Origin of the sequence: Kocuria soli, from assembly GCF_003797835.1 — a bacterium.
In the GTDB taxonomy this organism is placed as follows: domain Bacteria; phylum Actinomycetota; class Actinomycetes; order Actinomycetales; family Micrococcaceae; genus Kocuria; species Kocuria soli.
The window spans coordinates 1-23,607 of sequence record NZ_RKMF01000018.1 but is presented as its reverse complement, the minus strand read 5'-3'; the positions used below and the strand labels follow the sequence as shown (position 1 = coordinate 23,607).

The 23,607-nt window shown below is 64.4% G+C and carries 22 protein-coding genes and 1 pseudogene; 6 read left to right on the top strand and 17 right to left on the bottom strand.

The window, feature by feature from the left end:
* The first annotated feature begins 247 nt into the window (after positions 1-247).
* Together EDL96_RS12320 and EDL96_RS12315 are read left to right on the top strand one after the other, a co-directional pair.
* Positions 248-1,420, top strand: coding sequence for an ABC transporter ATP-binding protein (locus tag EDL96_RS12320; protein ID WP_123826542.1), 1,173 nt, complete (start codon positions 248-250; stop codon positions 1,418-1,420).
* Positions 1,421-1,883: 463 nt separating this feature from the next.
* Complete coding sequence (locus tag EDL96_RS12315) at positions 1,884-3,488, top strand: AbgT family transporter (RefSeq protein ID WP_123826541.1); 1,605 nt, start codon at positions 1,884-1,886, stop codon at positions 3,486-3,488.
* 20 nt (positions 3,489-3,508) lie between these two features.
* Here the strand turns inward: EDL96_RS12315 and EDL96_RS12310 are convergent, their stop codons facing one another.
* The 4 genes from EDL96_RS12310 to EDL96_RS12295 form a co-directional block, all read right to left on the bottom strand.
* A complete protein-coding gene (locus tag EDL96_RS12310) occupies positions 3,509-4,999 on the bottom strand; it encodes a J domain-containing protein (RefSeq protein ID WP_123826540.1) in 1,491 nt (496 codons plus the stop codon).
* Positions 4,996-5,802, bottom strand: coding sequence for a hypothetical protein (locus tag EDL96_RS12305; protein WP_123826539.1), 807 nt, complete (start codon positions 5,800-5,802; stop codon positions 4,996-4,998). The genes EDL96_RS12310 and EDL96_RS12305 overlap by 4 nt, the downstream gene beginning before the upstream one ends.
* A 128-nt stretch (positions 5,803-5,930) precedes the next feature.
* Positions 5,931-6,641: a M50 family metallopeptidase gene (locus tag EDL96_RS12300; protein ID WP_123826538.1), complete on the bottom strand. Its 711-nt coding sequence runs from the start codon at positions 6,639-6,641 to the stop codon at positions 5,931-5,933.
* Positions 6,638-7,102, bottom strand: a complete 465-nt coding sequence (locus EDL96_RS12295; protein WP_199732613.1) for a GNAT family N-acetyltransferase — start codon at positions 7,100-7,102, stop codon at positions 6,638-6,640. Before EDL96_RS12295 ends, EDL96_RS12300 begins: the two co-directional genes overlap by 4 nt.
* A 154-nt stretch (positions 7,103-7,256) precedes the next feature.
* Here EDL96_RS12295 and ald point away from each other — a divergent pair, with 154 nt between their 5' ends.
* The 4 genes and pseudogenes from ald to EDL96_RS12275 all read left to right on the top strand — a co-directional run bounded on the left by ald (position 7,257) and on the right by EDL96_RS12275 (position 11,793).
* Complete coding sequence (gene ald, locus EDL96_RS12290; protein WP_123826537.1) at positions 7,257-8,375, top strand: alanine dehydrogenase; 1,119 nt, start codon at positions 7,257-7,259, stop codon at positions 8,373-8,375.
* Positions 8,375-9,803, top strand: a pseudogene (locus EDL96_RS12285) (thiamine pyrophosphate-binding protein). The gene ald and the pseudogene EDL96_RS12285 overlap by 1 nt, the downstream one beginning before the upstream one ends.
* A 192-nt stretch (positions 9,804-9,995) precedes the next feature.
* Entirely contained in the window at positions 9,996-11,303 is a 1,308-nt protein-coding gene (locus tag EDL96_RS12280) for an FAD-binding oxidoreductase (RefSeq protein ID WP_233568881.1), read from the top strand.
* 55 nt (positions 11,304-11,358) lie between these two features.
* A complete protein-coding gene (locus tag EDL96_RS12275; protein WP_123826535.1) occupies positions 11,359-11,793 on the top strand; it encodes a CPBP family intramembrane glutamic endopeptidase in 435 nt (144 codons plus the stop codon).
* Positions 11,794-11,802: 9 nt separating this feature from the next.
* On the opposite strand, the gene EDL96_RS12270 is transcribed toward EDL96_RS12275, so the two are convergent.
* The 13 genes from EDL96_RS12270 to EDL96_RS13810 all read right to left on the bottom strand — a co-directional run bounded on the left by EDL96_RS12270 (position 11,803) and on the right by EDL96_RS13810 (position 23,472).
* Positions 11,803-12,891 (bottom strand): HoxN/HupN/NixA family nickel/cobalt transporter, encoded by a 1,089-nt coding sequence (locus EDL96_RS12270; RefSeq protein ID WP_199732612.1) that lies wholly within the window; start codon positions 12,889-12,891, stop codon positions 11,803-11,805.
* 22 nt (positions 12,892-12,913) lie between these two features.
* Complete coding sequence (locus EDL96_RS12265; RefSeq protein WP_167739458.1) at positions 12,914-13,840, bottom strand: urease accessory protein UreD; 927 nt, start codon at positions 13,838-13,840, stop codon at positions 12,914-12,916.
* Between the two features lie 4 nt (positions 13,841-13,844).
* Positions 13,845-14,465 (bottom strand): urease accessory protein UreG, encoded by a 621-nt coding sequence (ureG, locus tag EDL96_RS12260; protein WP_123826532.1) that lies wholly within the window; start codon positions 14,463-14,465, stop codon positions 13,845-13,847.
* Between the two features lie 64 nt (positions 14,466-14,529).
* The gene (locus EDL96_RS12255) at positions 14,530-15,168 is read right to left on the bottom strand and encodes an urease accessory protein UreF (RefSeq protein ID WP_123826531.1); all 639 of its coding nucleotides are present in this window, start codon (positions 15,166-15,168) and stop codon (positions 14,530-14,532) included.
* 83 nt (positions 15,169-15,251) lie between these two features.
* Positions 15,252-15,740 carry an urease accessory protein UreE gene (ureE, locus tag EDL96_RS12250; protein WP_123826530.1) on the bottom strand — a complete coding sequence of 163 codons (489 nt, stop codon included), beginning with the start codon at positions 15,738-15,740 and terminating at the stop codon, positions 15,252-15,254.
* Between the two features lie 61 nt (positions 15,741-15,801).
* Positions 15,802-17,526, bottom strand: coding sequence for an urease subunit alpha (ureC, locus tag EDL96_RS12245; protein ID WP_123826529.1), 1,725 nt, complete (start codon positions 17,524-17,526; stop codon positions 15,802-15,804).
* Positions 17,516-18,160, bottom strand: a complete 645-nt coding sequence (locus EDL96_RS12240; RefSeq protein ID WP_123826528.1) for an urease subunit gamma — start codon at positions 18,158-18,160, stop codon at positions 17,516-17,518. Before EDL96_RS12240 ends, ureC begins: the two co-directional genes overlap by 11 nt.
* A 58-nt stretch (positions 18,161-18,218) precedes the next feature.
* Positions 18,219-18,893 carry an ATP-binding cassette domain-containing protein gene (locus EDL96_RS12235; protein WP_233568880.1) on the bottom strand — a complete coding sequence of 225 codons (675 nt, stop codon included), beginning with the start codon at positions 18,891-18,893 and terminating at the stop codon, positions 18,219-18,221.
* A gap of 17 nt (positions 18,894-18,910) precedes the next feature.
* Positions 18,911-19,753 carry an urea ABC transporter ATP-binding protein UrtD gene (gene urtD, locus EDL96_RS12230; protein ID WP_123826526.1) on the bottom strand — a complete coding sequence of 281 codons (843 nt, stop codon included), beginning with the start codon at positions 19,751-19,753 and terminating at the stop codon, positions 18,911-18,913.
* Positions 19,750-20,838: an urea ABC transporter permease subunit UrtC gene (urtC, locus tag EDL96_RS12225; protein WP_233568879.1), complete on the bottom strand. Its 1,089-nt coding sequence runs from the start codon at positions 20,836-20,838 to the stop codon at positions 19,750-19,752. The genes urtD and urtC overlap by 4 nt, the downstream gene beginning before the upstream one ends.
* A 71-nt stretch (positions 20,839-20,909) precedes the next feature.
* Complete coding sequence (gene urtB / locus EDL96_RS12220; protein WP_123826524.1) at positions 20,910-21,794, bottom strand: urea ABC transporter permease subunit UrtB; 885 nt, start codon at positions 21,792-21,794, stop codon at positions 20,910-20,912.
* Positions 21,795-21,844: 50 nt separating this feature from the next.
* Positions 21,845-23,110: an urea ABC transporter substrate-binding protein gene (gene urtA, locus EDL96_RS12215; protein ID WP_123826523.1), complete on the bottom strand. Its 1,266-nt coding sequence runs from the start codon at positions 23,108-23,110 to the stop codon at positions 21,845-21,847.
* Between the two features lie 224 nt (positions 23,111-23,334).
* On the bottom strand, positions 23,335-23,472 hold the full coding sequence (locus EDL96_RS13810; protein ID WP_166835251.1) for a hypothetical protein: 138 nt from the start codon (positions 23,470-23,472) through the stop codon (positions 23,335-23,337).
* Positions 23,473-23,607: the final 135 nt, after the last annotated feature.

Below are 23,607 nucleotides of genomic sequence, written 5' to 3'. Positions count from 1 at the left end.
TCGGTACAACACCCTACCGCCCCCACACGTGGGGCGTACACGAGCCCTGATTCAGACCCCCGGTGTTCTCAACCCCTGAAATCAGGGGCAGACCCGCAATCTGATGCCGCAAGAACCAAGTAATTTTCGAACATTTTCTACCATTCAACGCCGCCAGATGTATAGTCGATCATGTGGCCCACGCCACACCCTCTTTCCAACGGATCGTCCGGCGCGTACCTGCCGGGAAAGAAAGCGAGACATCACGATGGCTACAGTCACTTATGACCGCGTGACCTGTCAGTACCCGGGGGCCGACAGCCCCTCGGTCTCCGATCTCGATCTGGAGATTGCCGACGGCGAATTCCTGGTCCTCGTCGGCCCCTCCGGCTGCGGCAAATCCACCACGCTGCGCATGCTCGCCGGATTGGAGGACGTTACCCGCGGATCGATCCGGATCGGTGAGCGGGACGTCACCGATGTGGATCCCCGTGACCGGGACATCGCCATGGTGTTCCAGAACTACGCGCTCTACCCGCACATGACCGTGGCCGAGAACATGGGGTTCGCCCTGAAGATCGCCAAGGTCCCTGCCAACGAACGCCGCCGGCAGGTGGAGGAAGCGGCCAAGATCCTGGACCTCAGCGAATTCCTGGACCGCAAGCCGAAGGCCCTGTCCGGTGGTCAGCGCCAACGCGTCGCCATGGGGCGGGCGATCGTGCGCTCTCCGCAGGTGTTCCTGATGGACGAGCCGCTGTCCAACCTGGACGCCAAGCTACGTGTTCAGACCCGTACGCAGATCGCGTCGCTGACCCGCAAACTGGGGGTGACCACCGTGTACGTGACCCACGACCAGACCGAGGCCATGACCATGGGCGACCGCGTCGCGGTGCTCAAGGACGGGCTGCTCATGCAGGTCGACACGCCTGCCGAACTCTACGACCACCCCGCGAACGAATTCGTGGCCGGCTTCATCGGATCACCGGCCATGAACCTCTTCCGGGCCACCCCGGACAACGACGGCGTCCTCCAACTCGGCTCCACCAAGATCCGGTTGACCGAGGATCAGCGTGCGGCTGTCACGGGGAACGAAGTCACCATCGGCATCCGTCCCGAGGACCTGAAGGTCGGCGAGGAGGGCCAAGGGCTGCCGATCAGCGTCGACGTCGTCGAAGAACTGGGGGCAGATGCCTACCTCTACGGGGCGCTCGCTCCCGTCACCATGGCCAACCAGATCGTGACCACACACTCGTCCGCAGTGGAGGCCGAGACATCTGAGGAAGAGGCGTCGTCTGCGAACACCATCGTGGTACGAACTGCGGGAAGGAGCCGGGTCGCCTCCGGTGAAACCGTTTGGGCGGCCCCCGCTCCGAACCGGATCCACCTGTTCGACACGGCTTCGGGAGCACGGCTGCCGGATCAACGGTCAGCACAGGACTGAGCGTCAGTCCACCCAGGAGGCCCCAGGCCATTGGAAAAACCCGGAGGCGCGGACCCCTCTCCCAGGTCCCACGCCTCCGGGCCCAGCGCCCGGCCTCTGCCTGACCGTGCGCCGCGTCGAGGCGGCCCCAACCGCCTCGACCACCGGCCCGGTATCAGTCGCGGTGCCCACCGCCACCCACTCGGACCGGCTGCGTCAACCTCGCCGTGGCGAGGGACAACTGCATCTCTCCTGCACCGATGGTGCGAGAACCTTGTGCGGCTCTCGATGGTTAGACGGGGCACCCGGGAAATCGTGACGCGAGTTCTGCAAATTCTTCTCGAGAAATTTTCGCCGGGGAGATCAGCCCGGCTTGACCTGCCTCGAGGGTTTCTCACCCCTGTTCATCAGCACTGATACGGTCGTCCCCACGGAAGCTGCGTGCAGACGCACGCAATTGCCTCTCAACGTCTGGGTGACTGTCATGGCCACGTCCAACACATCTGCACTCAACCGAGGAGCCGGACCGGGCGGTCTCCTGGCCCGGTCGCTGACCTGGGTGGAGCGGGTGGGCAATCGCCTGCCGCACCCCTTCTGGATCTTCGTGATCCTGGCCTTCGTGGTGATCCTGCTCTCCGAGCTCCTGGCCCGCCTGGGCGTTTCGGCCACGGACCCGGCCAGCGGGGACGTCGTCACGATCACGAGTCTGCTCAACGCGCCTGGGTTCCGTCAGATCGTCGAAGGGGTGGTTCCCAACTTCGTCGAGTTCCCGCCCCTCGGTGTGGTGCTCACGGTCCTGCTGGGGGTCGCCGTCGCGGAGGGTTCCGGGCTGATCAACACCGCCCTTCGCGTGGTGGTGTCCAAGGTGTCCGCCCGCTGGCTGACCTTCGTTCTGGCCCTGGCCGGCGTGACCGGATCCATCGCCTCGGATGCGATCACCGTGGTCCTCATCCCGTTGGGGGCTGCCGCTTTCAAGGCGGCCGGCCGGTCGGCCGTGCTGGGTGGCGTGGTGGCCTTCGCCGCCTCCTCGGCCGGGTTCAACGCCTCCCTGCTGGTGAACCTCACAGATCCATTGCTGGGTGGGATCTCGACATCGGCGGCCCAGTTGGTGGATCCCGAGTACCAGGTCTCCCCAGTGGCGAACTACTTCTTCTCTGCTGCCTCCGCCGTCATGCTCGCCGTCGTGATCACCCTGGTCACGGAGTTCCTGCTGACCAAACTCACCGAGCCGATCCACCGTGCCGAGCAGGAGGCCGAGGCGCGCGGCACCACGGACATTGACGACGGCGATCGCCCCACCCTGACGCAGGAGAATCTCCGCGTCTACACGCCCCTGGAGATCAAGGGCATCAAGGCAACCGGTGTGGCCGTCGCTGTCTTCACCGCGTTGTACTTCCTGCTGCTGTTCGTACCGTTCTCTCCGCTGGCAGGTCAGGACCCGGAACTGGGCACACTGAGTTCTGTATTGATCACCGACATCTCCGGCCCGATCGGCCTCATGTTCCTGATCGCCGGCGTGGCCTACGGGGTGACCGCACGAACCATCCGTCATCCCGCAGCCGTGCCCGAACTCATGGCACAAGGCCTCAAGGACGTCACTCCCTTGCTGGTCCTGTTCTTCGCGGCCGCCCAGTTCATCGCCTATTTCGCCTGGACCAACATGGGCACGGTCCTGGCGATCCGTGGCTCCGAGTGGCTAGGAGGCGGGGACGTCCCGACCGTGGTTCTCTTCGCGGGTGTGGTGCTGGCGGTCGCCGTGCTGAACCTCCTGGTGACCTCGGGCTCAGCGCAGTACACGCTCACGGCACCCGTGATCGTGCCGATGTTCATGTACCTGGGCATCAACCCGGAGACCACTCAGATGCTGTTCCGGATCGGCGATTCGACGACGAACATCATCACGCCGCTCAACCCCTTCTTCGCCATGACGCTGGGCATGATTCAGCGCTACCTCCCCCAGGCCGGAATCGGAACCCTGTTGTCACTCACGCTGCCGCTGTCCATAGCCCTGCTGGTGGTGTGGTTCCTGTTCTTCCTGGTTTGGATCGCGCTCGGGATCCCCTTGGGGCCGGGGAGCCCGGTGCAGTAGGACACTGGACGACAGAGTGATCACGTCCATGACAATGGACGACTCAGCTGTGCAAGACGACTCACCAAGTCCTGACGAACGACTGCCGTCTCACCCTTGGCGAGCCAAGCACCGCAGGACTCCAGGAAGCCAGCCCCGTCCACCAGGGATATGGCGTGTGGGCCACGCTGAGCTGGCACGCTCGGACGCGCCCCCGGGTAGGGAACGACAACCACCCAGGTGCGAACTCGAGCTTCCGGGAAGAACCGCCGAATTAGCCCAGGAACGGCGGTGATGTCCTCCAGGATCACATCGCGGCTGCCACTAGGCGCCTGTTCCACCACGCACCTTCTGTCCCAGGACACGGTGCCGTTGGTGGCCACAGTGGCGTACACCAACGCAATCCGTCTGTGTGCAATAACGGCGAACGGCACAATCCGAGTATCCCCGTCATGCTCACCCGTTCCCAGACGCAAGACGTAGCGCACCCCCGGTATCCGAGTCCGAAGCTGCTGAATCAGATGGGACACATACCGGCAGGCTGCATCGAGTCCGGGATCGCCAACCAGTGGAGACAAAGGCATCTGGCCCCAGTGGGAGTGGTTGAGCAAGTCAGATTCGTGAATGGCCTCATCGCGCGGAAGACGCGGTCCTGGTTTGGCCCAGAGCCGACCGGCAGCCAAGTAGAGAACAAGCCCGATGCCCACCCAGATGGCCACCACGACATTGCTCAGTGACGAATCACCAAGCAGTGCTCCCGCCACGATGGCCAGCCCCAACAACGCTCCGAGGAAGTGAAATCCATTACCCAGGCACCCGCCCCTCGTGACTAGGATCCCGCCCAGGGGGATACACATCAGGACGAGAAATGAGATGCCACCCGAGAGCCCTGATACGTCCGGGGGAGTTACCAGTGCGGCGAGCGCACTGAGGAGAAGTGGGAGTAGGGCCCACACCGTCCAAGCCATGATCGCTGCAACCGTCCAAGTCGTGCGCCGCGACATCTGGAGCCACTTGGGCCGCCCTTTGGACACGCGGATCGGCCCCTCCGTCGCGGGCCAGGTGACGTCGTTGATGTCGGGTGCCACCGAACCAGGGGCGTCGCGCCAATGACTTCCGCCCGGTTCAGTCGTGCCGGGCTGCGGTGAATGGTGTCCTACCGGACGTCGCATGCGTCGCTGCTGACCCTTGGGCGGAGTTGAACCGTCCCAACTTGTGCGTCTCCCCCAGGAAGGTCGAGACGCTGGTGGCGGGTCTGCTGCGGGGCTAGCGGACTTGGGTTCCTGGGAACTGGGCTTCGTGGCCTGACCGGGCTCCGGCTTTTCGCCACAGGCAAGCGCAGCATCGTATTCCTTGCGCTTGAGAGGGTTAGCCAGCGTGTCGCGAGCAAGGTTGATCTTTACGGTTTCCTCGGCTGAACCACCGACATCCGTATGGTTCCTCCGCATGGCACGGCGGTATGCACGTTTGATTTCATCTTGTGAAGCGGTTCGGGCAACGCCGAGAACCTGATAGTGGTCTTGCGCAGTCACCGCCCGATCGCACCCGCAGCAGTCACGCCTGGAAGAGCCTCACCCACGGGGCGGACAAAGTCGTACGTGATCTGGTCGGCCTGCCACCACCCCGAACGACCCTGTGTGGATGCCATCACGACGACGGCGCGCTGACCTTGCATGGCCATTAAGTTGACCTCGTGGCGGCTGATTTGCCCTTGAGTATCCGTCCATCGCACGGCGCCTCCCACATGGAATTCAGGAGAAGGAATCGCCTGCGAGACCCCCAGACGAATCTCGTGGGGCAGGTACTGCAGGGCATCCCGTCCTGTGACCAGAATTTCGTCTGTGGCCTGCCTGTCCGTGGCAGTGGCCGCTCCCGTTGCCCCTTGCATTTTTCCCCGGTTCCCGCTGATGGAATCGTCCGGAATTTCCCCTTGGGTGCGGTCCGGGAGCCTACTCGCATCCAGGAGTTCGACGGTGGCGGGCGCCCACCCACCCACAGCGCGGAACTTGCCGTCGGCGCGTGCCTCAACCCGTCGATGTGATTCGACAACGACCACACGATCGCGCTGGGCTACCCAGCCCACTCGACGCTGCGCATAAAGAGGTGGCCCACCCCCAGGGTTGGCCAAACGGCGAACACCACGCAATGCCACCGTTGCCTGACCCAGAACGGGACCTCCACCTGGCGGTAATTGGACGAACAAATCCTCGAAACTCAGGACCTTTCCGTCCCAGTTCTCATTGCCTTGGATGTTGCGGCCGAGCCCTGCAGAAGGCTGGTGCGCCTTGTGGGGTACTGGTGTGGCGGCCACCCACTCTTCTACGTGTTTCGACATGCCAAGCGCCTTTCCCCGGGAAAATACTGGTCATCACGGTAGTTCCGTAGAACGGCTCGTCAAAACATGTTTCGGCCAACGATCCGGTACTGGCGGGACTGTCTGGCACCCAGCAAGGAGAGACCGTCTCACACCCAAGCCCCGACGATCCACAGGCCGCACAGGACGATCACGGCCAGGAGAGCCACCAGCCAGAGCCCGGCGGGCACCCCTGTTGCTTGGGCCAGGATTGCCGCATCGGATGCCAGCGGTCGACGGCGACGCCGTTGGCCGGCAAGATGGGCCCGGGTCAGGTTCAGCCAGGCCCGGAACGCGCCGATCCACAACGCCGCTCCCACGGCGAGCATGAACCACCGCCCGGGCGCCACCTCGAACCAGGCAAGAGCCAGCAGGGCGGCCGCGGTCGTCGTCGTGACGAACCACGAGAGCCACCCGCGCATCACGGCCAGGGAGACGACCAGGACCAGGGCGGAAACCACGGCCGCCAGAGGCCAGTACCCGGCGCCGACGGCTGCGGTCCACGCCGCTCCCACGAGCGCGGGGAACGGGTAACCCCAGAATGTCGACCACATGGCGGATGCGCCGCGCCCCATGGAATGTGTGACGCCGGAGTGGTCGGCTTCGATCCGGATGGTCATGATGCGGCGGCCGGTCACCAGTCCGGCGAGCGCGTGCCCGAGTTCGTGGACCACGGTGACCACCAGGCCGAACCAGCGCCACGTACCCCGCGGGATGCTGATGGCCACCGCCGCCGCAGCGCACAGGACCAGGATCCAGGTGTCGGCCGGGGACGCGGGCCTGGCTTCCAAGAGGCCGGTGACGAATTCCCCCGCGGTCACGCGTCCACGGCCTGCGGCTCACCGCGCCAGGTCATGGGGGTGTGGTCCACGCCCTCCTCCAGGAAATCCGGACCGGTGCGCTCGAATCCGAACTTCCCGTACCAGTTCTCCAGGTACGCCTGGGCGTGGATCTCCACGGGTCGGCCCGTGGCAGCAGCGCGCTGCAACGCCACGCGCATGAGTTGCTCCGAATACCCGCGACGACGGTGCCCCGCGTGGGTGGCCACCCGGCCGATCCGCACCACGGGACCGTCCAACAGGAGCCTCAGCACGGACACCGGCTCCCCCTCCACCTCGAGCCACAGGTGCACCGTTGTCTCGGCCCGGTCCAGGTCGTCGACCTCTTCGCAGATGATCCCCTGCTCTGCCACGAACACAGACACCCTCAGCTGCAGGATCCGCTGCATCTGGACGGCGGTCATGTCCTGTGCGGTGAGTTCGAATACGCGCGGTTCGGTCATGGACCCGATCCTAGGACCGGGTGCTGAAGGCGGGCCGGGAAGCTCACGTGACCCAATTGAGTCGGGCCGTGAGCTGAAGCACACTGGGGTCATCGAACCGTCCGGCCGACACCCCGGCTCCGTGGCGGTTGCCCCAGGACGAAAGGCGCACGACATGATCGTCGGCATTCCCACCGAGACCAAGAACCACGAAGACCGCGTGGCCATCACCCCGGCCGGTGTTCACCAACTGGTGCGCCACGGACACCGTGTGGTCGTGCAGGAGGGCGCCGGTTCGGGCTCACGAATCCCTGACGAGGAGTACACGGAGGCCGGGGCGGAACTGGGCTCCGCGGAGCAGGCGTGGGGAGCGGAGCTGGTCCTCAAGGTCAAGGAGCCCACCCCGTCCGAGTACCAGTACCTGCGCTCGGACCTGGTGCTGTTCACCTACCTTCACCTGGCAGCCTCGGAAGAGCTGACCCGCGCCCTGGTCGAGGCGGGAACGACGGCGATCGCCTACGAGAACGTGCAGACCGACAACGGCGCCCTGCCCCTCCTGGCGCCCATGTCCGAGGTCGCCGGGCGTATGTCGGCGCTGGTCGGAACGCACCTTCTGTTGTCCACGAGCGGAGGCCGCGGAATCCTGATGCCGGGAATCCCGGGTGTGCGGCCCGCCGTCGTAACGGTGATCGGTGCGGGGAACGCCGGATCGAACGCCTTGAGCCAACTGGTCGGGCTGGGCGCGGACGTGACCGTGCTGGACCTGTCAATCGACGCGCTGCGGCGGGTCGACGAGCAGTACGGCGGGCGAGTGCGGACCGTGGTCTCCAGCCCCTTCGAGATCGAGCGGTGCGTCCTGAAGTCCGACCTGGTCATCGGTGCGGTGCTGGTGCCCGGGCGGCGGGCCCCGAAGGTCGTGGAGCATTCCACCGTGGAACGCATGATGGAAGGTTCCGTTCTGGTGGACATTGCCGTGGACCAGGGCGGGTGCTTCGAGGGCACCCGGGCCACCTCGCACGACGACCCCACGTTCACCGTGGGCCCGGCGACGTTCTACTGCGTGGCCAACATGCCCGGCGCAGCGCCGGTGACCGCGACGTACGGGTTGACCAACGCAACCCTGCCGTACGCGCTCCAGTTGGCCGACTCCGGATGGGAAGCGGCCTGCGCCGACAATGTCGCCCTGGGCCGCGGTGTCCTGGTCGCCGGGGGCCGAATCCGGCATTCGGCGATCGCCGCGGAGTTCCCCGGAGTGCCACACCGTATTGACACTTCCCTTCCGGAGGAGCACTGATGACCACTGTTTCCGCTCGCATCGTCGAAGCCCTGTCCCCCTACGTCACCGACGTCTTCGGGCTGATGGGCAACGGGAACGCCCACTTCCTCGACGCCGTGGACTCCTCGGACATGACGTTCACGGCCGTGCGGCACGAGGCGGGTGCGGTCGCCGCGGCCGACGCCTACGGGCGGGTCTCGGGACGGTTGGCGGTAGCCACGACGACGTACGGGGCGGGATTCACCAACGCGATCACACCCCTGGCCGAAGCACGCCAGACGCGGATTCCCTTGATTCTGGTCACCGGCGAGGCTCCCACCACCGGGTGCCCGTGATCCTGGCCATCCCCTACGACCTGGCAGCCGCCGCGGCCGACCCCGAGACCCTGCAGGCACCCGAGCTACGGAGCCCTGCCCCGCACCCCACCCAGGCCGACCTTGATCGGATCGCCGCGGTGCTGAACACCGCACGGCGCCCCCTGCTGCTGGCCGGGCGAGGGGCACGCGTGTCCGATGCCGGACCGGCGTTGAACGTGCTGTCAGACCGGCTCGGTGCCCTCACCGCGACCACCGTCGCGGCCCGGAACCTGCTGAACGGCGCCGGTCATCTGGGCATCGCCGGGGGCTTCGGCAGCGACGACTGGGCTGAGCTGATGGCCGAGGCCGACGTCGTGGTGGTGTTCGGGGCCGGGCTGAATCAGTTCACCACCCGGTTCGGGCACCTCTTCGGCCCGGAGGCCACCGTGATCCAGGTCGATCTCGCCGAGCAAGCCACCCATCCTCGCGTCGACCACCACGTGTGCGCGGACGCGCGGGTGGTCGCGGAACAACTCACCGAGATGCTTGATGCACCTACACAGCAGTCCTGGCGCAAGACGGCCGCAGACCGCGTCCATCGAGCAGCACACCGTGAACCGGGTGGACCATTGGCTCCCGACGGGCGCCTGGACCCCGTTCTCTGTCCGTCGCTCTGAACCTGGTGGGCACCGCCTACCAGACGATCGGTCTGGGGCTGCCCGCAGCCGTCGGGGCCGGACGGGCCGCCCCGGAATCCACGACCGTGTTGACCACTGGTGACGGTGGGCTGCTGATGTGCCTGGCCGACCTGGAGACCGTCGTGCGCAGCGTGGCCAGTGGCGTCGTCGTGGTGTTCAACGACGCCACTTACGCCGCGGAAGTCCATCAGTACGGTCCCCTGGGACTGGCCGATGCGCCGATGCGCATCCCCGACGTCGACTTCGCCGGGATGGCCACCGCGCTCGGCGCGCACGCCGCCACCGTCCGCACGCTCGAGGACCTTCAGACCCTGAGCGATTGGACGGACGCGGGGGCCAGAGGTGTGCTCCTGCTCGACTGCAAGATCTCGGCCGACGTCATCGCCCCCTACATGAGCGAGATCCTCGCGGCCGCGCAGCGCGCCCGCTCCACCAGCCCTGCCACCCGCTGACCGAGACGACGTCGCCCAGCCCTCGAACGGTGACCGAGAGAGAGACCGATCATGCCGACCACAGAGTGAGACCACAGCCAACCCACCGACGCACTCCTCGACCAGGACCAGTCGGCCGCAACACTTCCCGGTCACCTCCGGACGGCGTCAGATGAGGCCATTAAGGAACTGGTCCGGGAGTTGGGCGACGTCGTGAGCACTGATGCCGCCGTGCTGGAAGAGCACAGCCGGGACACCTCACGAGCCGAGCCCGGGGGTCTGCCCGCTGCGGTGGTCCGGGTCCATTCGGCCACCGAGGTTCAGACGGTGTTGCGCTGGGCAACTACCCACAGGGTGCCGGTGTCCGTGCGAGGGGCCGGCACCGGGGTCAGCGGTGGGGCCCTGGCCTACCCCGGCGGATTGGTCGTGTCCCTGGCCGCCATGAATCAAGTGCTCGAGATCGATGCTCCCAACCGGATCGCCGAGGTGGATCCCGGCATCATCGTTGACCAGCTCGATCAGGCGGCGGCAGCGCACGAATTGATGTACGCACCGGACCCGGTGAGTTACCAGACCGCCACGATCGGCGGCACGGTGGACACCAACGCCGGCGGCCTGCGCTGCCTGGCCCACGGCGTCACCCGCGACGTCATTGCCGGCCTGGAAGTCGTGTTGGCTGACGGCCGGCTCATCCGGACCGGTTCGAGGACCCGAAAGAACAGCACCGGTTACGACCTCACCGGTTTGTTCATCGGTTCCGAAGGCACCCTCGGGGTGGTCACCAGGGTGATCGCCCGGCTCAAGCCCCGACCCGTCGGCGAAGCGGTCACCTTCTCGGCCCAGTTCCCGACCATGGCCGCCGCCGGGGCCGCGGTGGCGACGATCATGGCCTCCGCGACCACCCCGGAAATGCTGGAGCTCATGGACCGCAACAGCATCGACATCGTCCAGCGGCACTTTCCCTCCGCCGTCGCTGCCGAAGGGGAGGCCCTGTTGGTGGGCCAGACCATCGGTACCGACGCACAGCAACAGGCCGAAGCCGTGGTCTCCGCCTGCCGCGACGCGGGCGCTTTGCTCGCCGAAGCGGGCGGGGGTGAGGAGCTCCTGGACACGCGGCGCATGGTCAACCCCGCGCTCAACGCCGCCGGGCTTGCCCTGTCCTGTGACGTGGCCGTCCCACCTTCCCGACTGGCCGAGATGTTCGAACGCATCGACGACATCTCCGTTCAGACCGGCTACCCGGTGAACACCTGCGCCCATGCCGGGGACGGCAACATGCACCCATCGGTGCTCGCCGCGAACGACTCTGCCGAGGAGGTTGCCGCGGCCGAGCACGTCCTGACACTGATCACCGAGGCGGCGCTGGACATGGGGGGCGTGATCTCCGGCGAGCACAGAATCGGATCGCTCAAGACCGGGATGCTCGCCCAGCAGTTCGACCCTGACACCCTGGACCTGCAGCATCAGCTGAAGGGTTTCTTCGACCCCGTCGGCATCCTCAGCCCCGGACGAGCCATCTGACCGAGGCCGTCCTTTCGAAGGACGCGACAGGGATCAGCCCTCCGTATGGTCGGTCATGCCCCCATGGCAGGTGCTCCTGGTCATCACCGCATCGTTGATCATCACGGTCCTGCTCGCCGCTGCCCTGTCCGTGACACCGGCCGGAGATTCGTCGTCAACATCGGAGTTGGGCCACGGGTGGGTCCTCGCGGTGATCACCCCAGTCTTTACGGTCGTTGCTTTGCCGCTGGCCGAGGAGATCATCTTCCGCCGACTTCTGTTGGACTGGCTGCTGGCGCGAACATCCGCCGCGCTGGCGTTCATCGTCGTCACCGTGACCTTTGCGGCGATCCATGTCACCCCACCCGTCATGCTCTACATCCTGGTTTGTGAAGGCTTCTGGACCCTGCTCCGGATTTGGTACGCAAGCCTCTGGGCATCCTGGATCGCGCACATGTGCAACAACGCACTGGTGACTGGGGCGGCGCTCGTGGCGCTCCTGTCGACCTGAACTCCCACTTTAACGGTCAGCTGGGTCGGGCGGCGGGGCCGGAGCACGACTGAGGCCCATGGCCCCTCCTACCGCGATCCACGCCACCAACAGCAACCCGGCCAGAGCGAATCCCCAGGCATCTACACCGATCAATCGCGTCCAAGCGAACAGGTCAGGTATCCCGAGCCATTCGGACAAGGCCCCGGATAGCGACGCCGATCCCACCACCAACGCCACCACGACGGACACCGACGTGATTGCCACGTTGTAGGTGAGCAGCCGTTTCGGGTGGGTTTCCGCCCAACCATATGCGCGACGAGCCACCCACCCTTGAGCCAAGTCGAAGGTACTCATCCCAGCGGTGAACAGCAGCGGCAGGGTAAGTACCGCCCACCAGGGAACGGCAGCCATTCCTGCTGTACCTGCCAACAGCAAGAGACCGATTTCCGTGGCGGTGTCGAAGCCCAAACCAAACAGCAGGCCCACCAGGTACATCTGCCGCGGTGTTCGGATGCGTGCGCCGACCCCGTTGATGACCTTGGTGATCGGCCCACCCGCGAGGTCACCCACCGGAGCGGGAGAATATGTGCCGGTCTGCCCGGCACGGCCCCTCTCGGCAAGACTTCGCCGCAGTGTCAGGACGTTCAATGCCGCGATCACAAGCAGGAATAATCCCGCGATCAAAGGCCCCCACACTCCCGTGAAGTGATGCCAGGGGGAGTCCTGATCGGCCACGGGACCCATGACCGCTGACAACCCGAAAGCCAGCAGCAGACACAGACCAACCACGACACTCGAATGTCCCATGGAGAACCAGAACCCCACGGTTGCGGCCGGTCTGCCTTCGATGAGCAGCCGTCGCGTGGTGTTGTCGATGGCCGCGATGTGATCAGCGTCGAAGGCGTGGCGCACGCCCAAGAAGAACGCCGTCACGCCCAGCGTGGTGCCGAACACCGCTGCGCTGCCATCGCTTTGGATTCCAAGTCTGAGGTCCGCAGGCACCACGAAGAGCAGCAACGTCCCCCAGCCGACGGCATGCAGTAAAAGGACGGTCAGTGACACTAGGAACGTGGAACGGCGTTCGGCTCCGCGCACGTCGGCTGGTGCGGCACTCAAGCGGGTGACACTCTCCATACGGTCAGTACTTTCTCAAGTTCAGCCTGGTCTTATGCCCCCAACGACGACGCAGCGCGGCGTGGATGTCGAGCAGCAACTCGTGGAGAGGACCTGTTCCAGGGCCCATCAAGCGAACTGCCAGACCGGCTGTCTCGCGCACCTGTGGATGTGCTGCAACTGCGGAATCACGCGGCTCGGCCAGCGGCGTCACCCCACCACGTGACCCCGGAACAGTCGCTTCGTACTCCACGAGGAGGTCATGGACTTCTTCGACGGCGTCCGCGTCCAACTCTGGGGCAACGGCCAGCAACGTGCCCAAGTGGGTCCGCTCGGCAGCGAAGCCGTGCGGGTCCAGGTCGCCGGAGACCGAAAAGTTCGTGAGACTCTCGCCCCTGTACGCACCGTGCGCCATATGGACCGTGTCCCAGGCGATCAGGGCTCCTGTCGGACGCCCGATTACGGTCTTCAGCAGGACCGATTTCCACTGGTAGAGCGATCCATCTGGGGCCCACCCCGGCGTCACGATGTCTGTCATGACCAGCCTCCCCCCGCGGGCCACCGTGGCCCGCGTGCGTTGAACGTAGTCGGCGTCCCGATATGCGATCAATGGGTCCGGAACCACTTCCAGGACAGCATCCGGTTCCACCACGAACCGTTGCTTCTGCTCCACGGGCTGCCCAGGGGTCCGATAGACCTTGGTCGCGGACTGAGTGGTGACCAGGGCAGAGGACGATTCGCCCACCGAGACCCCGAGTTCGTACCGGTCTCCCCCTACATACCCCCCACCAGGATTGACCACGGTCAGACAGGGCTGGCCGGAGGAGTCCAGGTACAAGGGACGAAGCAACCGCAATCCACCGTGGTGACGCTGCGATGCGACCACGTTGCGTTCACCGTGGCGCTGGACCCCCAGCCACAGGCCACCGGTCAATGAAGCAGAGACGGACAACGGATCAGCCCGCGAGATCCATCATCAACACGTCGCGACGAATCCATTCCAACACCGTATCCAGGCCCTCGTCCGTCTTCAGATTCGTGAAAGCGAACGGTTTGTCCTTCCGGAACACCCTGGAATCGGCCTCCATCACGCTCAGGTCTGCGCCCACGTACGGGGCCAGGTCGGTCTTGTTGATCACGAAGAGGTCTGACTTGATCATGCCCTGTCCGGCCTTGCGCGGAATCTTCTCCCCTTGAGCAACGTCGATGACGTAGATCGAGAAATCCACGAGCTCCGGGGAGAACGTGGCAGACAGGTTGTCGCCCCCCGACTCCACGAAGATCACCTGCAGGTCAGGGTGCTTGTCCGTGAGGTCCCTGATCGCCGCCTCGTTCATGGATGTGTCCTCACGGATCGCCGTGTGCGGGCATCCGCCGGTTTCCAGGCCTACGATGCGGTCCTCGGAGAGCACTGAGGTTCGCGCCAGAATCTTGGCGTCCTCAATTGTGTAGATGTCATTCGTGATCGCCGCGGTGGATACCTCCCCGTCCAATGCCCGCGTAATACGTTCCACCAGTTGCGTCTTCCCCGCACCCACGGGGCCGCCCACGCCGATCCGAACCGGGTCCGTCGCCATCAGGTCCTCCTGTCTATATTGCTTTCCGCTAACCACGACGGCGAAACACGCCGTCGTCAATCTGTCAGGACATGAACATTCGAGCGCGCTGCCAGACATGACGCATTTGATCGATCTCCAAGGCGGGGCTCACGGCGCCCACGTGGTCATCGGTCATGCCGTCGATCCGTCGCACGGCAGTTTCGATCTCGTCGTGCATGCTGCGCAGCACTCTCTGCCCGGCGTTCTGCCCGATCGGAATTCCGCGTACTGCGTTCTGCGTCAAAGAGGTCAGCGAGGTGAACAGGTGAGCAGCACATGCATCACGCCAACCGGATCCGTGGTCGCGCGCGAACAATCCGATCACTACGGGCACACTGCCCGCAGCCACGCCGGTTCTGAACTCTCCGGGCTCCACCTCATCTCCACCCTTCCCAAGGACAGCCACTGCGTATCGCTCGATGTCTGGGGATGGGAAGTTCGCTCGGGCAATCTCGATCGCCCTCCTGCCCATTGCGGCGTTGCCGTCGCGCACCTCCATCGGCAGGCTCATTGCATGCAACATGGCATCCACCGTCAAGGCATCGGCGTCGTCCCGGACCAGCGTTCGGATGGCCCAGCCATCGGCCGGTACCAGTTGGTGGTGCAGGAAATGTGTGAGCCATTGCCGGAACGTGGCTTCGTCATTCACGGCGCCGTCATTGATCGCGGTCTCCAGGCCCATGGACTGGCTGAAAGCACCGGTCGGCAGCGCCGAATCGGCGAACTGAAGAACCGTGAGCAGCCCGGAATTCAGGGACACCACGATCAGTGAGTGTGCTCTGCGTGTCGGAAAGGGACCTCCATGACCCGGTCCACACGCATGAAACGCACTCCATGGTCCGTCAGGAAGTGCTCGGCCGTGTGATCGTACTGGATCACCATCACCCCGTTGTGTGGTTCCAGCCCCGCAATGGAGGTGTCCGGCCCAAAGAACTGGGCGGGTAGGTGGCGATTCCCCAGGGAATGCGCCACGAACGCAGCTTCCTGCACGGTAGCCGGCGCAATGGCCAGGACCTCCGTGGGCAGTGTGGAGACCACCACGACGTTTCGCCCGTCCCTGACCAGGATGTCCCCGTCGCGCAGTTCCCTACGATCGCTGAGACGCAGTCCGAACTCTTTGCCGTGATCCGTGGTCACTCGCTGCACCCGTTGGCGCAAGGCAGCGCCTTCCAAGGCCACGCGTTCCACATGAATGTCGGCTCGCTGGTCGGCGGGAAGCTCGTGCAGGTTGCCAAGGACTTTCTCAACGATCACGAGGGCGGGGGTCCTTTCGGTCTTGACATGAGATCACGGGCGGGTGGTCAAGGCATGGCGGTCAGAACAAGAAGTAGCGTTGCGCCATCGCGAGTTCCTGCGCGGGCTCGGCGGAGATGAGTTCACCGTCCACGCGCACTTGGTAGGTCTGCGGGTCAACTTCAATATTCGGAGTCTGGTCATTGTGCTTGAGGTCAGCCTTGGCCAGAGCACGGATCCCGCCGACCGGCAGCGTTTGTTTGGCCAGACCGTAACGGGCGCGGACGTCGTCGTCGTGCGCTGCCTGCGAGGTGAAATGCACGGAATTGTGAGCGGGAGCCTGGCCCTGGGCCCCGAAAGCATCACGCATGAGCTGTGGTTGCGGCGTGGGAATGGAGGCATTGGGGTCACCCATCACGGAGTGCACGATCTGACCGCTCTTGAGCACGGTAGTTGGTTTGACCCCGAAGAATGCGGGCTCCCACAACACGAGGTCTGCCAGCTTTCCGACTTCCACGGATCCAACGTGCTGCGCGATTCCGTGGGTGATGGCGGGGTTGATCGTGTATTTGGAGATGTAGCGCCTGATCCGGAAGTTGTCCGCATCGTGGTCCCCGGCAAGTGAACCGGTGCGCTTCTTCATCTGGTCCGCGAGTTGCCAGGTGCGCAACACGACCTCTCCCACGCGCCCCATGGCCTGGGAATCGGAAGAGGTCATGGAGAACACCCCCAAGTCGTGCAGCACATCCTCGGCCGCGATGGTTTCGGGCCGAATTCGCGAATCCGCGAAGGCCACGTCCTCCGGAATGGACGGGTTCAGGTGGTGACAAACCATGAGCATGTCCAGATGCTCTTCCGCCGTGTTCCGGGTGAACGGGAGCGTGGGATTGGTCGACGAAGGCAGCACGTTGGGCATCCCCGCCATGGCGATGATGTCCGGGGCGTGACCACCACCGGCACCTTCGGTGTGGAAGGTGTGAATCACCCGCCCGTCGATGGCCCGAATGGTGTCCTCAACAAACCCACATTCGTTGAGGGTGTCCGTATGAATGGCCACCTGAAGATCAAATCGGTCCGCGGAACTCAATGCGGCGTTGATGGACCCATGAGTTGCTCCCCAGTCTTCGTGGATCTTGAAGCCAACCACACCCGCGCGGACCTGCTCCTCGAGGGGAGCCGGATCGGCGGTATGCCCCTTGCCCAGCAGCCCGAAATTCATGGGGTACCCATCCAGAGCTTGGAACATGCGCTCGATGTGCCATGCCCCGGGGGTGACGGTCGTGGCCTTGGAGCCTTCCGCGGGTCCCGTACCACCACCGATCATGGTGGTGACGCCACTGGCCAGAGCCGTACCCACCTGATCGGAGCCGATGAAGTGGATGTGTGTGTCCACTCCCCCCGCAGTCAGAATCTTGTGCTCGCCGGCGATCACCTCCGTTGCGGCACCGATCAGGATGTTCACGTTGTCCATGGTGTCCGGGTTGCCTGCCTTGCCGATCGCACAGATTCGGCCGTCCACGATCCCCACGTCCGCTTTGTAGATCCCGGAGTGGTCGATGATCAACGCGCTGGTGATGACAGTGTCCACCACACCGTCGCCCCTGGTCAGACGGCCATTGTGGCCCATGCCGTCACGGATGACCTTACCGCCACCGAACACGACCTCATCTCCGGCAGCGGTCAGATCCTGGTTCGTCAAGTCGCGTTCTATCTCCGCGAATAGCTCCGTGTCGGCCAGCCGCACCCGATCGCCGACGGTGGGCCCGTAAAGGGACGTGTACTCGGCCCGAGTCAGCTCACGCGCCACGATCTTCTCCGTTCCATCCGACGACAACGACCTCGCCCGTCCCCGCAAAGCTCACCAACCGCACGGTCTTGCGGTCCCCGGGTTCGAAACGGACGGCCGTTCCCGCCGGCACATCGAGCCGATAGCCGTCCGTGGCATCGCGGTCAAATTCAAGCCCCGGGTTGGCCTGGGCGAACGGAAAGTGGGAGCCCACCTGCACCGGACGGTCTCCGCGGTTGACCACCTCAACTTCCACTGTGGAGCGGTCCGGATTGATGGTCACCGGGGAGTCCCGCAAGACGTATTCGCCGGGTCTCACCCTCGGTCCGCCTGGGGCCGTGGCCCCCGGGCCTGAGCGGATGGGATCGTGAACCGTGACCAGTTTGGTGCCGTCCGGGAAGGTCGCTTCCACCTGCACCGACTGGATCATTTCTGGAACACCGTCCATGACTTGCTCCGTGGAGAGAATCGTGGCGCCCCAGGACATCAGATCGGCCACAGTCCGCCCGTCCCGGGCAGCCTCCAGGAGCTCCGCAGTGATCAGAGCCACGGCCTCCGGGTGGTTCAGCCTGAGACCACGGTCCAGACGACGCCGCGCCACCTCACCAGCGGTGACGATCAGCAGCTTCTCTTGTTCCCGGGGTGTCAACTGCATGTGCCGAACGTTAGCGGCGCCACGTTACAGCCCTGTGACACGCTGATCCTGCCCGTGTCTACACGGCGAGTGCCTCCCTGGCGGCGTCGACCGCGGCTTCGTCAGCCCGGCCGGCCCGAACCACCCGCCCGGTCGCCAGGACGGCGTATTCGTCAGCGGCGTTCAGGGCAAAACCCACCTTCTGCTCGGCCAGTAGCACCTGGGTACCGGAGCGGGAGGCGAGGCCCACGATCTTCTCCTCGATTTCCTGCACCACCGACGGCTGGATGCCTTCGGACGGTTCATCCAGCACCAGCAGCCGAGGCCCGGTCAGCAGCGCACGGGCAATTGAGAGTTGCTGGCGCTGGCCCCCTGAGAGCAGACCTGCCCGACGTTCCATCAACTCCTCCAGTGCGGGGAAGAGAGCAAGGACCTCATCAAGGCGACCGCGGCCGCCGGGATGAGCTTCGGCCACCACCAGCAAATTCTCACGGGTGGTCAGAGTGCCAAATGATTGTTGTCCTTGCGGCACCCAGGCCAAACCTCTGCGCACTCTCTGGTGTGCGGACAGGCGGGTGATGTCCTCACCATCCCAGGTGATCCTCCCGGAGCGGGCTGGAAGCAGCCCCATCACGGTCTTGAGAAGTGTGGTCTTCCCAGCACCGTTGTGTCCCAGCACGGTGGTCACTCCGTCGTCAGGAACCACAAGGTCCACACCGTGCAGGACTTCCGTGCGCCCATAACCTGATCGCAAGCTTTCGAGTTTGAACATCAGTTCTTCGCCCCTTCAGGTGCACTGTCCGCGGTCACCGCATCGGGATCCAGGCCCACCAACTGTGCATCCACCCGTGCTTCTTCGAGGCTCTTGGTACCGGCAGCCCCAAGGTAAATCTCCTGGACCAGAGGACTGGCCTGGACCTCGGCTACCGTTCCTTCGGCAACGATTTTCCCCGCGGCCATCACGGTCACGGACTGGGCGTACTTGCGCAGGAACTCCATGTCGTGCTCCACCACGATCACCACGTGCCGTTCGGCCAATGCAGCCAGTAGGTCCCCCGTGGCATCGCGTTCATCCTGGCTCATGCCTGCCACGGGTTCGTCCAACAGCAGCACGGTGGCGTCCTGGACGATCAACATGCCGATCTCCAGCCACTGCTTCTGCCCGTGGGACAGTACCCCTGCCTTTGTCTCCTGGTGATCCGTGAGCCCGATGGCCTCCAGAACCTCCTGGATCCGCGGGGACACGCCACGACGGCTGCGCACCATGTCCCGCATACGTCGCCGCAGCCCGGCTGCAATGTCCAGGTTCTGCACCACCGTCAGGTCCTCGAACACGCTGGCGGTCTGGAAAGTTCGGCCGACCCCGTAACGCACGATCTTGTGAGTTTTGCGCCCCACCAGCTCGTGGCCGTTGTGATTGATGGAACCCTGCGCCGGAGCCAAGGCGGTGACAGCATCGATGGTCGTGGTCTTGCCGGCGCCGTTCGGCCCGATGAGGAACCGCAGATCCCCTTGGTCCACGCGCAGGTCCACGCCGTCCACGGCCACGAACCTGTCGAACACCACGCGCAGGTTCCGAATTTCCAAGTAACTGGGCCGGTGGTCGCGGTTCATCGTGTTACCTCCATTTCGATGGTTTCCGATGTCTTCCGGCGGCGCAGAAATCCGGTGACGGACGCCAAACCACCGGGCAGGAAACCTATGACCAGGATGAACAGGAGACCTTGGAAGTAGACCCAGAACGACGGGAAGACAGACGCCAACTGGGTTCCGGCAAAGGACACCGCGATGGAACCCAGGACGGGGCCCAACCACGTGGCCCGACCTCCGATGGCCACGCCGATCAGGAACGCGATGGAGGGGACCACCCCGATGTCGGCCGGTGAAATGATGCCAACCACGGGTACGAACAGAGCTCCGCCGATAGCTGCGAACAGGGCGGCGATCATGTAGGCGACGGTCTTGACCAGGGCCGGGTCATAGCCCAGGAAGCGGACGCGCTCCTCCTGGTCACGGACCGCTACCAGCAGTTCACCGAATCGGGAGCGGTACAACTGCCAGGTTACTGCGAGCATGGTCAGCAGAACGGCGGCCACAACGAGGAACAGGATCGTGCGGTTGGTGGAATCGGAGAGGTCCCAGCCAAACAACGAGTGGAAGTTGGACAGGCCGTTGGAGCCGTTGGTCAGCACCGGTTGGCCGATGATCAGAACGGCGAAAGCCGCGGCCAGCGCCTGGGACAGGATCGCAAAGTACGCGCCCTTGACCCGTCGAGAGAAAATGGCCCAGCCCAGCAACCCGGCCACCCCCGTGGGCACCAACACCACTGCGGCCACCGCGACCACAGGGTGCTGCACTATGCCCCACAGTTCAGGCAGGCGATCCACACCGTTCTGGCGCATGAAGGTGGGGATGGATTCACCCTCCAGCGTCGTGTCCGCCAGGGTCATGTGCATGGCCATGATGTAGGCACCCAGACCGAAGTAGACGCCCTGGCCCATCGCCAGCATGCCGCCGCGGCCCCAGACGAGGCCGATTCCCACCGCCACCATGGCCATGCACAGGTAGCGACCGAGCAGGTCCAACCCGAACCCGCTCAGGGTCATCGGGGCAACCACCAGGAGCAGGATCGCGCCGACTCCCAGGCCCAGCAGGGCCCCCCGAGGTCCGGTGGTCCACACCCCCGCACCCTCCGTCACCGCAGGTAAGGTGCGGGTCCCGGCGGGTGTGGGCGTCGTCGATGTTGACGGAGTTGATGGTGCTGCGGCGCTCATGCCAACCCCCTGGTGCGCGTGGCCACGATGCCCTGCGGGCGGATCTGAAGGAAGGCAACCACAATCACCAGGACAATCACCTTGGCGATTGAGGCGGTGGTGCCGAACTCGAAGAACACCTGCAACAGGCCGAGGCCCGCGGCGGCGATCACGGCGCCGCGGATCTGTCCGATGCCTCCGGCCACCACCACCAGAAAGGCATCGACGATATAGGTGGTACCCAGTGTGGGGCTGGTAGAGCCGATCAACGTGATGGCCACCCCAGCCACGCCCGCCAGCCCGGAGCCCACGAAAAAGGTCAGGGCATCGGTACGGCGCGAGGAGATGCCTGAGGCCTCGGCGAGATCACGGGACTGTACGACGGCACGGGTCCTGCGCCCCAGGGACGACTTGTTCATCACCAGGGACAGGCCTGCCACCACTAACACGGTCAAGACCAGAATGAAGACCCGCGCCGCCGGAACCGGGGTCCCCATGATCGTCACGGGACCGGACAGCAGCTCGGGCAGCCTCACGTCCACGGACGGGGCACCGAAGATGTCCCGGGCCAGCTGCTGCAGGATCAGACTGACGCCGAAAGTCACCAGAAGTGTGTCCAGTGGACGGTGATACATGTGGCGCAACAGCGCGATCTCCAGGATGAGCCCCAAGGCGCCGCCCACTAGGAAAGCCACGGGGATACTGGCCAATAGCGACCACCCGGCACTACCAAGAATCTGTTGGACCGTGAAAGCTGTGTATGCCCCAGCCATGATGAATTCACCGTGAGCCATGTTGATCACGCCCATTTGACCGAAAGTCAAAGACAACCCTACCGCTGCCAGCAGCAGGACCGAGCCCAAGCTCAAACCCGCAAAGAGCTGGCTGATCAGAATCTCCATGAGACCCCCCTTCTCGAAATGTTGTGGTGCTCGATTGATATACGGAAGATTCAGGCTCCGTTGATGGAACCTGCCCAGGAATAGGTGTCCAGGAACGGATCCGGTGCCACGGGCTCCGGTGCCTGCCACACTGTGTCGATCAGCCCGTCCTCGCGGATCCGGCCGATGCGAGGAGTCTTGGAAATGTGCTGGTTCTCGCCGTCCACGCTCACCTGCCCCTCTGGGGCGTCGAACTCACTCCCGCCTGTGTCCGCGGCTTCCTGCACGGCGGCGACATCGAAGGAACCCGCTTCTTCCACCATGTCCTTCCACAGGTAAACCGAGGTATAGGCGGCTTCCATGGGATCGGACGTGACCTGGTCTTGGCCGTAGCGGTCCTTGAAGTTGGTGACGAACTCCTGGTTGTCGGGGCTGTCCACGGTCTGGTAGTAGTCCCAGGCCACGTACTGGCCTTCCAGGTTGTCCACGCCGATCCCCGGCACTTCCTCCTCGGCGATGGACACGGACATCACAGGCAGGGACTGGGCGTCCAAGCCCACCGCGTTGTACTGACGGAAGAAGGCCACATTGGAATCACCGTTGAGCGTGTTGAACACCGCATCCGCATCGGACGCCATGGCCTTGTTGACGATCGTGGAGAACTCGGTGGAGCCCAGGGGTACGTACTCCTCCCCCACGACCTCCATGTCATGCGCTTCGGCATATGCGTTGATGATCCGGTTCGCCGTCCGTGGAAAGACGTAATCGGAACCCACCAGGAAAATCTTCTTGTGCCCCTGTTCCCTCATCCAGTCCAGAGCCGGGATGATCTGCTGGTTGGTGGTTGCCCCCGTATAGAAGATGTTGGGAGATGCTTCCAGACCTTCGTACTGGACCGGATAGAACAGCAGGGAGTTCTGGGCCTCGAACACGGGGAGCATGGCCTTGCGGGAGGCCGAGGTCCAACCACCGAAGGTGGCAGCCACGCAGTCCTGACGGATCAGTTTGCTCGCCCGTTCAGCAAAGATCGTGGGTTCGCTGGCACCGTCCTCCGTGACCGGTTCAATCTGTTTGCCCAAAACACCACCGTCGGCGTTGATTTCGTCGATCGCCATGTTGAGGGATCGATTAACGGTGGTTTCGCTGACAGCCATGGTCCCGGACAAGGAATTGAGCAGACCCACTTTGACGGTGTCACCTTCGGTGTCGACACAAGACTCTGGTGAAATCTGTTGGGCTGCCGCTTCAGCCTCAGGGTCGTAACGCTCACCGCATCCTGTCAGGACCAAAACTGCAATCAACGGGAGAACGGCACTCAGGGTGGCGCGCGGGGACACGGCGGCTCCTCTGTACAGGCGGGAGGGCCCGCTGCGGTCAAGGCAGACCTGACATTAGAGAGGCCGTGTTTCCTGGGCTTTGCGCTTTATTTCTGATGTGTGCAGAGTTCGTTGCAGGAATGTGTCCTAATGCAGCCCACCCTGGGCTGACCCGCTGTAACAGTGGCGAAATTCCTCTTTCGTCCATTCCGATTTCCGTGAACACGGTGGCCGGGGTGCCCTTCTCAAGCAGTGAGCTGCAACAACCTCCGCGCCGCCTTTGCAGCCTGCCCGGAGCCTCTGAACCCTTCGAGCCAGACGCGCAACACCGGATCCTGCACGCCGCACTCGGCACGGATGCAACCGTCCAGAAGCAGATTCATGAGCCCACCTAGGGCGTGTCTCTTAAGGTCGTGGAGGTTGGAGGTCTGACGGTGGGTGGGCTTGGATGCCTCGAGCCCGGGGCACTCGACGCGCCAAAGTCCGCGGCCGCCGGTCTGGATCGCTCACAGGTCACC